Source organism: Dietzia massiliensis, from assembly GCF_018390595.1.
Classification (GTDB): domain Bacteria; phylum Actinomycetota; class Actinomycetes; order Mycobacteriales; family Mycobacteriaceae; genus Dietzia; species Dietzia massiliensis.
On the sequence record NZ_JAHBAV010000002.1, the window covers coordinates 107,829 to 116,826 of the forward strand.

An 8,998-nucleotide genomic window follows, 5' to 3' on the forward strand; every position below is an offset into this window, starting at 1 on the left:
GCCCCCGACGGCTAGTCGCGAGCCCGGCCCCCGGACAACGACGAAGCCCCTGCGACCGCTATCGGTCGCAGGGGCCCCACGGCGTTCTCGGGCGGCTGGGTCAGAAGTCCCAGTCCTCGTCCTCGGTGGCCTCGGCCTTGCCCATGACGTAGGAGCTGCCGGAGCCGGAGAAGAAGTCGTGGTTCTCGTCGGCGTTGGGGCTCAGCGCGGACAGGATGGCCGGGTCGACGTCGGTCTCGTCCTTGGGGAACATCCCCTCGTAGCCCATGTTCATCAGCGCCTTGTTGGCGTTGTAGCGCAGGAACTTCTTGACGTCCTCGGTCCAGCCCACCGGGTCGTAGAGGTCCTCGGTGTAGTCGGCCTCGTTGTCGTACAGCTCGAAGAGCAACTCGAACGTGTAGTCCTTGAGTTCGTCCCGCTCCGCCTGGGTGACGTGCTCGAGACCGCGCTGGTACTTGTACCCGATGTAGTAGCCGTGCACGGCCTCGTCCCGGATGATGAGCCGGATGACGTCGGCGGTGTTGGTGAGCTTGGCGCGCGAGGACCACCGCATGGGCAGGTAGAAGCCCGAGTAGAACATGAACGACTCGAGCATCACCGAGGCGATCTTGCGCTTGAGCGGGTTGTCACCGGCGTAGTAGCCGAGAATGATCTTCGCCTTGCGCTGGAGGTAGGGGTTCTCCTCCGCCCAGCGGAACGCCTCGTCGATCTGCGGGGTCGAGCACAGGGTGGAGAAGATCGTCGAGTAGCTCTTCGCGTGCACGGACTCCATGAACGCGATGTTGGTGAGCACCGCCTCCTCGTGCGGGGTCGAGGCGTCGGGGATCATGCTCACCGCGCCGACGGTCCCCTGGATCGTGTCCAGCAGCGTGAGTCCCGTGAAGACGCGGGCGGTCATCGTCTGCTCGTACTCGGTCAGGGTCTGCCACGACGGGATGTCGTTGGAGACCGGCACCTTCTCCGGAAGCCAGAAGTTCGTGGTGAGCCGGCCCCACACCTGGTCGTCGACCTCGTCGGGGACACGGTTCCAGTTGATCGCCGACACGCGGTCGACGAGCTTCGGCTGGATGCCGGCGGCGGGGCTGTGCGAACCCGGAGCGTGCAGCTCGGCGGTCATCGGTTCTCCTCCTGAGAGCAGGTGTGGATTGTGGCGCGGGGCCGGGCCCGGGGGGTCAGAGCATGCACGAGACGCAGCCCTCGACCTCGGTGCCCTCGAGCGCGAGCTGACGGACACGGATGTAGTACAGGGTCTTGATGCCCTTGCGCCACGCGTAGATCTGCGCGCGGTTGACCTCGCGGGTGGTGGCGGTGTCCTTGAAGAACAGCGTCAGCGATAACCCCTGATCGACGTGCTGGGTGGCCGCCGCGTAGGTGTCGATGATCTTCTCGTAGCCGATCTCGTACGCATCCTGGTAGTAGTCCAGGTTGTCGTTGGTCAGGTAGGGCGCCGGGTAGTAGACGCGCCCGATCTTGCCCTCCTTGCGGATCTCGATCTTCGACGCCACGGGGTGGATCGACGACGTGGAGTTGTTGATGTAGCTGATCGACCCGGTGGGCGGGACGGCCTGCAGGTTCTGGTTGTAGATGCCGTACTTCTGCACATCCGCCTTGAGCGCGCGCCAGTCCTCCTGGGTGGGAATGGCGACCTCGGCCTCGGCGAAGAGCTGACGCACTCGGTCGGTGGCCGGCTCCCACGTCTGGTCGGTGTACTTGTCGAAGAACTCACCGGAGGCGTACTTGGACTCCGGGAAACCGGCGAACCAGGCGCCACGCTCGCGCGCGATCAGGTTGGAGGACCTGAGGGCGTGGTAGAGCACGGTGTAGAAGTAGATGTTCGTGAAGTCGATGCCCTCCTCGGATCCGTAGTGGATCCGCTCGCGCGCGAGGTAGCCGTGCAGGTTCATCTGCCCCAGGCCGATCGCGTGCGACTCGGAGTTGCCGCGCTCGATGGACGGCACCGAGTTGATGTGCGTCTGGTCGGACACCGCGGTCAGGCCACGGATGGCGGTCTCGATGGTCCGGCCGAAGTCGGGCGAGTCCATGGCCTTGGCGATGTTGAGCGAGCCGAGGTTGCAGGAGATGTCCTTGCCCACGTGCGAGTAGGTGAGGTCCTCGTTGAACTCCGACGCCGTGGAGACCTGGAGGATCTCCGAGCACAGGTTGGAGTGCGTGATCTTGCCGGCGATCGGGTTGGCCCGGTTCACGGTGTCCTCGTACATGATGTACGGGTAACCGGACTCGAACTGCAGTTCGGCGACGGTCTGGAAGAAGTGCCGGGCGTTGATCTTGGTCTTCTTGATCCGGCTGTCCTCGACCATCTCGTGGTAGTTCGCCGAGATGTCGACGTCCGCGAAGGGCTTCCCGTAGATCCGCTCGACGTCGTACGGCGAGAACAGGTACATGTCGTCATTGCGCTTGGCGAGCTCGAACGTGATATCCGGGATGACGACGCCCAGCGAGAGGGTCTTGATGCGGATCTTCTCGTCCGCGTTCTCCCGCTTGGTGTCGAGGAACTTGTAGATGTCCGGGTGGTGGGCGTGCAGGTAGACCGCTCCCGCGCCCTGGCGCGCGCCGAGCTGGTTGGCGTAGGAGAAGGAGTCCTCCAGCAACTTCATCACGGGGATGACGCCCGAGGACTGGTTCTCGATGTGCTTGATCGGGGCGCCGTGCTCACGCAGGTTGGACAGCAGGAGCGCCACGCCGCCGCCGCGCTTGGACAGCTGCAGGGCGGAGTTGATGCTGCGACCGATGGACTCCATGTTGTCCTCGATGCGCAGGAGGAAGCAGGACACGGGCTCGCCGCGCTGCTTCTTGCCCGAGTTGAGAAACGTCGGGGTGGCCGGCTGGAAGCGGCCGTCGATGATCTCGTCGACCAACTGCCGGGCGAGGGTCTCGTCGCCGGCGGCGAGGGTGAGCGCCACCATGCAGACGCGGTCCTCGTAGCGCTCGAGGTAGCGCTTCCCGTCGAAGGTCTTCAGGGTGTACGACGTGTAGTACTTGAACGCGCCCAGGAAGGTCGGGAAGCGGAACTTCTTGGCGTAGGCGTGGTCGAAGAGCTCGCGCACGAAGTTGCGCGTGTACTGGTCCAGGACCTCGCGCTCGTAGTAGTCCTTCTCGACGAGGTAGTCGAGCTTCTCGTCGAGGTTGTGGAAGAAGACCGTGTTCTGGTTGACGTGCTGGAGGAAGTACTCCCGCGCCGCCTGACGGTCCTTGTCGAACTGGATGTTCCCGTCCGCGTCGTAGAGGTTGAGCATGGCGTTGAGCGCGTGGTAGTCCAGACGCTGGCCCTCCCCCGCCTCTCCCGCGGTGGTGCTCTCAGGGTTCACGGTTGGTGCTGCCAAAACTCTTCCAATCCCTCTCGGACGCGGATGACGTCCTCGTGTGTGCCCATCAACTCGAAGCGGTAGAGGTACGGGACCCCCAGCTTCTTGGCGATCACGTCGCCGGAGCGACCGAAGTCCGCTCCGAAGTTGGTGTTGCCGCCGGCGATGACTCCCCGGCACAGACTTCTGTTGTGCGCGTTGTTGAGGAACGCGACCACCTGCCGCGGGACCGCGGCCCCGCTCTTACCCGTGATCTCGAGGCTTCCCCCGTAGGTCGGGACGATCAGAACATATGGGTCCGACACGACCGGCATGGGCTCGGTCTTCCGCACGGGTATCCGCACCGCCGGGAGACCGAGCTTGTCGACGAACCGCTTGGTGTACTCCGAGATGTTGGAGAAGTAGACGATCCTCACCGGCTGATCGGCCGGCAGCGGAGCCGCCATCGACGCCCCCTTGTCACAGGAACTCGAAAAGGTGCTGGTGCCCTCGGGCCGTCAGGCCGCCACGGAGGCGAGCGCCTTGATGCGGTCCGGGCGGAAGCCGGACCAGTGGTCGGAACCGGCCACCACGACGGGGGCCTGGAGGTGCCCGAGGGCCATCACGTACTCACGGGCCTCGTCGTCCACCGAGATGTCGATGACCTGGTACTCGATGCCCTGCTTGTCGAGCGCCTTGTAGGTGGCGTTGCACTGGACGCACGCGGGCTTGGTGTAGACGGTGACCATGTGTGTCTGGACCTCTTTCGGCACGGCGCCGGACGGCGCGAGGGGCTCTTCTGGTGATGGCCGTCTCGTCCGGGGTTTCTGGCCCGGACTAAGGGTCGGCCGCGTGTCTGTCGGTGGTCGTGCGCCGAATCGCATGGATGGCATTCATCGGTGCTTCAACACCTCCCAACACTACCCCTAGTGGCGAGAAGGTCAACTGACCACAACATTTTGGTCTTACATCCCTGGAATTCCCAGGTCGTGATCCCGCCTTGTGGGATGCCCCTGCTCAGCGTGGAACCGGGGGCACCGGGGCCCTCAGCGGCGGGTGCACCACCCCATCGTGGCATCCCGGAGCGCGTTCCGACACACGGTTTCGGCAACCCACAACGCGCCCCCAGAGCCCTCACAACGCGCCCCCGGTTGTCCCCATCCCATCCACAGGTTGCCCACCATTCCGCTCGATTCCGCACCCTCGCCGTCACCCCCGCCGATCGAAGCGTCGGGACGTCGCGGGCGCTGGGTCGGGCGCCCCCGAAGGCCACCCGGGGAGGCCGTGGGACACCGCGGGTGGGCGCGGCCGACGGCGGCGGGCGGCGGCGCGACGCCGGACCCCCGCCTCGTCGCCGGGCGGCGGGTCACCGCTGCGGACGAGACGGGAACGACGACGAGGGCCCGCCTCCGGCGAACCGGAGGCGGGCCCTCGGGGGTGCGTGAGAACTCACGCGGTCGACTCAGCCCTGGCGGGCCTTGAACCGGGGGTCCTTCTTGTTGATCACGTAGGTCTTGCCGCGACGACGGACAACCTGGGCGCCCGGCTTGTTCTTCAGCGACCGAAGGGACTTGCGGACCTTCATGTGGCGCTCCTTAGGCTCTCGGGGCGGCCGCGATGGCCGCCGACACGACTGGGAATCACTGTGCGACACGTCCGGCCACGGGGTCGGATGTACGACACACAACTGGTCCATCGTAACGGACCACCCGGCAAGAACTCCAACCGACGAGGGACCGCACCACGGACCGCGCACTGATGTCACGTGGACGTCACACGCGGTTCCTAAGCTGACCGCATGAACCAGACGCCACCCGACTCCAGTGCGCTGCGCGCCTCCATCATCGCCGAACTCGGCGTGCGGCCCGACATCGACCCCGCCGAGGAGGTCGAGACGCGGGTCGCCTTCCTCGTCGACTACCTGCGCTCCACACCCGCCTCCGGCTTCGTCCTGGGGATCAGCGGTGGTCAGGACTCGACGCTCGCGGGGCGACTGTGTCAGCTCGCGGCCGAGCGCCTCCGCGAGGAGGGGATGGAACAGGCCCGGTTCGTCGCGATGCGCCTTCCGTACGGCGTACAGGCCGACGAGGCCGACGCGCAGATCGCACTCGAGTTCATCCGCCCGGACGCGTGCCTGACGGTGGATGTCCGTGCAGCGTCCGACGCCGCCGCCGAGGCCGCCTCCACGGCCCTTGCGGCACTCCCCGACCAGGCGGGTCCGCTCCGGGACTTCGTCCGTGGCAATGTCAAGGCGCGTGAGCGGATGATCGCCCAGTACGCCGTGGCCGGGCAGGTGAACCACCTCGTCGTCGGCACCGATCACGCCGCCGAGGCGGTGACCGGCTTCTTCACCAAGTACGGCGACGGCGGCGTCGACCTGACCCCCCTGACCGGTCTCACCAAGCGCCAGGGCGCCGCGCTCCTGCGCCACCTCGGCGCGCCGGAGTCCACCTGGAGCAAGGTCCCCACCGCCGACCTGGAGGACGACAGGCCCGGCCTGCCCGACGAGGTCGCGCTCGGCGTCACCTACGCGCAGATCGACGACTACCTCGAGGGGCGCGACGGCGTCCCGGCCGACGCCGTCGCCCGCATCGAGTCCCTGTTCCTCGGCTCACGGCACAAGCGCACCGTCCCCGCCACGCCGCTCGACACGTGGTGGCGCTGACCGGCCCGGTGCCGACGATCGCTCACTCCAGCAGCGACCACACCGTCTCCAGCGCCTCCGCCGTGCCGGGCACGTCGAAGGCCTGCGAGGTGAACACTGCAGCGGACCGGCCGGCGTGGCGGTCGACGTAGCCGATCGTGCCCAGTCCCCCGGCCCAGCCCACCGTCCCGTCGGGGCGGACCTCGACCTGGAACCCGTAACCACATCCGGGCTCCAGGAACCCCTCGGCGGAGGCCCGCTGGCGCTCGGTGAGGTGGTCGGAGGTCATTAACCGCGCGCTCTCCGCGCCGATGAGCGGACCGCCGTCGACGAGCACGTCCAGGATCGCCAGGTAGTCGTGCACCGTCCCGGCGAGCCCGCAGGCGAGGGAGTCGAACACCGGCCGGGCCGTGAACCTGGCCGAGGTGTCCACCGGCGCCACCCGGCCGTCGGGCCCGAGTCCGTACGTGACGACCAGGCGGTCCGGATCGGCCGTGAGCCCGGTGTCGGCCAGACCGAGGGGCCCGGTGACGTGTTCGGCGACCAGCTCCCCCACCGACGCGCCTGTGGCGCGGGCGAGAAGGACTCCGAGGATGTCACTGCACGTGTGGTACCACCACCCGCCGCCCGGCTGTCCGGCGAACGGGAGCTCGGCGAGCCTGCGCAGGTACTCCCCCGGCGGGACGGCCGGTGCGTACGGGCCGGGCGCGACCCCTCGGGCGGCCATGGCCTCGCCCAGGTCGGGGTTGCGTACCGGCCACCCGACGCCGGCGGTCATCGTGAGCAGGTCCCGGACCGTGACAGGTCTGTCAGCCGGCACCGTCCGGTCCAGCAGCCCGTCGGGTTCGGCCAGCACCCGCGGCCCCGCGAGCTCGGGCAGCTGCGCGTCCACCGGATCGTCGAGGGCGATCACGCCACGCTCCACGAGCCGCATCGTGAGGATGCCCGCGATCGGTTTGGTGTTGGAGGACAGCGGGAACACCGCATCCTCGGGCATCGCGGGCCCGCCCATGGACCGCGTACCGCCCGCGGCGAGCCATGAGCGTCCGTTCTGCCGGACGCCGCAGACGTACCCGATCAGCCGGCCGGCGTCGACGAGCTCGTCGAGCACGGCGGCGATCTCCCGCGGCTCCGCCATGTACCGACCCTACGTCCGCACGAACCGCCGCGGAAGACGGCGAAATGACGAGATCCCGGGCGGTCGTCTCCGACCTCCCGGGATCTCGTCCCCGGTGGAGCTAAGGGGACTCGAACCCCTGACCCCCACACTGCCAGTGTGGTGCGCTACCAGCTGCGCCATAGCCCCGTATCCATTTCTCTGCCGTTCCCCTCTCGGTGACCGGCCCGACTTAAGTTACACCACCACGGTCCGGCCTTCCAAATCGGCCCCGGCCCCGCCGGAAAAGGCGAGGCCGGGGCACGAAAACGGTGGGCGCGTGACACGCGGGACCGCAGAGGATCAGGCGACGATCTCCTGCAGCCAGGCGGCGTTCGCGAGGTCCACGACCTGACCCTCGAACGCGACGGTCGGGGTTGACACGCGATCGGTGATCTCCCGGATGGTCTGCTGGGCGTTGTCCGCACTGTCGGAGGCCTTGTCCATGCCGCCGTTGGTCTCCACGTTGCCGATGCACTCGACCGTGTCCGGGTTCGCACCGGCCTCCTCGGCGATCCCGGCGAGTTCCTGCGCCGAGAGGTCGCCGCCACCCTCGGCGGGCTGCTGGGCGAAGAAGGCGTTCTTGACGTCGAAGAACACGGGCAGGGAGTCCTTCGCCGCGACGCACTGGACGGCCGCCAGGGCGCGCGTGGAGTACTCGCCCGACCCCGACTGGCCGTTGAGGAAGTTGAGGGTGTGGAACTCGACCCGCAGATCCCCGGCCTCGACGGCCTCGGAGATGGACTCGCCGTACTGCGCCTCGAAAGAGCCGCAGGCGGGGCACATGTAGTCCTCCCAGACCTGGATGGTCGGGGCGTCCTGCTGACCCACGATCACCACGCCGGTGTCCGTGATCTCGATCTGCTCGTCGGCGGTCTCACCGAACGTGATGGGGTTGGCCTCGCCGCCCCTCTGGGCCATCCAGACCACTCCACCGAGGACCACCACCGCGACCGCGATGAGCGCGACGACGGTGATGATCATCCCGTTGTTGGACTTGGTCTGCAGCACTTTGGTGCTCTTGTTGGGCTTGGCGTTCACGTGTCCGCGGGCCTTTCTCTACTGGGAGACCGTCGACCCCTTCCGGGTGACCGGCACTAGGGAGAGGGTACCGAAGCCTTGGTCACCAACCCCCTGGGTGCACGTGCGCGGGCGCTATCGACGGCGCAGACAAAGACCTTGTGGTGTCGAACACGTAGGCGTAGGATAGAACACGTATTCGAGCCAAGTGGCGGCGTGGCCGCACAGCCGACCACAGGGGGTGGGGCATGGACGGCGATTCCGAGCGCACGGCCGGCGGCCCTGCGTCCCCTTTCGGCGCTGCCGACTCCTCCGACCCCGCCGGCGCGTCCGGCCCCGCCGGCGCGTCCGGTCCGGCGGTGTTGACGGGGTTGACGGCGGCGGCGCGTGAGGGGTGGGCGGCGGAGAACCGCGCCGCCGCGCAGCGCCTGGTCGCCTGCTACGCCCTGCTGCAGGAATGCTGGCGCGAGTACGGCCACGGTATCGACGGCAGCCACGAGGCCCGCCCCGGCCACGCCGTCGTCGACGGCCTCGTCGCCGCCGCCGGCTACGTGGTGGCGGCGATGTCCATCTCCGCCAGACGCGCGGAGAAGATGCTGTCCTTTGCCTGGGAACTGCACACCCGGTACCCGGCCATCCTGGAGGCGATGGCGGCCGGGCTGATGGAACAACGCGTCGCGGAACTGCTGGCCCGGCAGATGGCCACCGTCCGCGGCGACGTGTTGGATCAGGTCCAACGCCAGGTCGTCGAGGACTACCTCAACGGTGTCGCCGCCGGCATCCGTCTGGGCGACAAGGCCCTGCGCGACGAGATCGACGCCGTCATCGGCCGCCACGACCCCGACGCCATCCGGCTACGCAAAGAAGACGCCAGCC

Annotated in this window: 9 protein-coding genes and 1 tRNA gene; 2 read left to right on the plus strand and 8 right to left on the minus strand. The window is 67.8% G+C overall.

What is annotated here, in order from left to right; translation table 11 throughout:
- Positions 1 to 100 precede the first annotated feature (100 nt).
- The 5 genes from nrdF to ykgO all read right to left on the minus strand — a co-directional run bounded on the left by nrdF (position 101) and on the right by ykgO (position 4,887).
- On the minus strand, positions 101 to 1,117 hold the full coding sequence (gene nrdF, locus KHA85_RS01280) for a class 1b ribonucleoside-diphosphate reductase subunit beta (RefSeq protein ID WP_007627783.1): 1,017 nt from the start codon (positions 1,115 to 1,117) through the stop codon (positions 101 to 103).
- Positions 1,118 to 1,172: 55 nt separating this feature from the next.
- Positions 1,173 to 3,254 (minus strand): class 1b ribonucleoside-diphosphate reductase subunit alpha, encoded by a 2,082-nt coding sequence (gene nrdE / locus KHA85_RS01285; protein WP_236884998.1) that lies wholly within the window; start codon positions 3,252 to 3,254, stop codon positions 1,173 to 1,175.
- Positions 3,255 to 3,322: 68 nt separating this feature from the next.
- Positions 3,323 to 3,769, minus strand: a complete 447-nt coding sequence (nrdI, locus tag KHA85_RS01290) for a class Ib ribonucleoside-diphosphate reductase assembly flavoprotein NrdI (RefSeq protein ID WP_007627785.1) — start codon at positions 3,767 to 3,769, stop codon at positions 3,323 to 3,325.
- A gap of 51 nt (positions 3,770 to 3,820) precedes the next feature.
- Complete coding sequence (nrdH, locus tag KHA85_RS01295; protein WP_109148944.1) at positions 3,821 to 4,051, minus strand: glutaredoxin-like protein NrdH; 231 nt, start codon at positions 4,049 to 4,051, stop codon at positions 3,821 to 3,823.
- A 713-nt stretch (positions 4,052 to 4,764) separates the two neighbouring features.
- On the minus strand, positions 4,765 to 4,887 hold the full coding sequence (ykgO, locus tag KHA85_RS01300) for a type B 50S ribosomal protein L36 (RefSeq protein ID WP_007626209.1): 123 nt from the start codon (positions 4,885 to 4,887) through the stop codon (positions 4,765 to 4,767).
- A 213-nt stretch (positions 4,888 to 5,100) separates the two neighbouring features.
- On the opposite strand from ykgO, the gene nadE reads away from it, so the two are divergent.
- Positions 5,101 to 5,967, plus strand: coding sequence for an NAD(+) synthase (nadE, locus tag KHA85_RS01305; RefSeq protein ID WP_213184506.1), 867 nt, complete (start codon positions 5,101 to 5,103; stop codon positions 5,965 to 5,967).
- A 22-nt stretch (positions 5,968 to 5,989) separates the two neighbouring features.
- Here the strand turns inward: nadE and KHA85_RS01310 are convergent, their stop codons facing one another.
- From KHA85_RS01310 to KHA85_RS01320, 3 genes are all read right to left on the minus strand, one after another.
- Complete coding sequence (locus tag KHA85_RS01310) at positions 5,990 to 7,084, minus strand: serine hydrolase domain-containing protein (RefSeq protein ID WP_213184507.1); 1,095 nt, start codon at positions 7,082 to 7,084, stop codon at positions 5,990 to 5,992.
- A 95-nt stretch (positions 7,085 to 7,179) separates the two neighbouring features.
- A tRNA-Ala gene (locus KHA85_RS01315) sits at positions 7,180 to 7,252 on the minus strand.
- A gap of 153 nt (positions 7,253 to 7,405) precedes the next feature.
- Positions 7,406 to 8,143, minus strand: coding sequence for a DsbA family protein (locus tag KHA85_RS01320; RefSeq protein WP_213184508.1), 738 nt, complete (start codon positions 8,141 to 8,143; stop codon positions 7,406 to 7,408).
- A gap of 227 nt (positions 8,144 to 8,370) precedes the next feature.
- Here KHA85_RS01320 and KHA85_RS01325 point away from each other — a divergent pair.
- Positions 8,371 to 8,998 (plus strand): DUF222 domain-containing protein (locus KHA85_RS01325; RefSeq protein WP_236884971.1); only part of this gene is annotated, 628 nt, incomplete at its 3' end.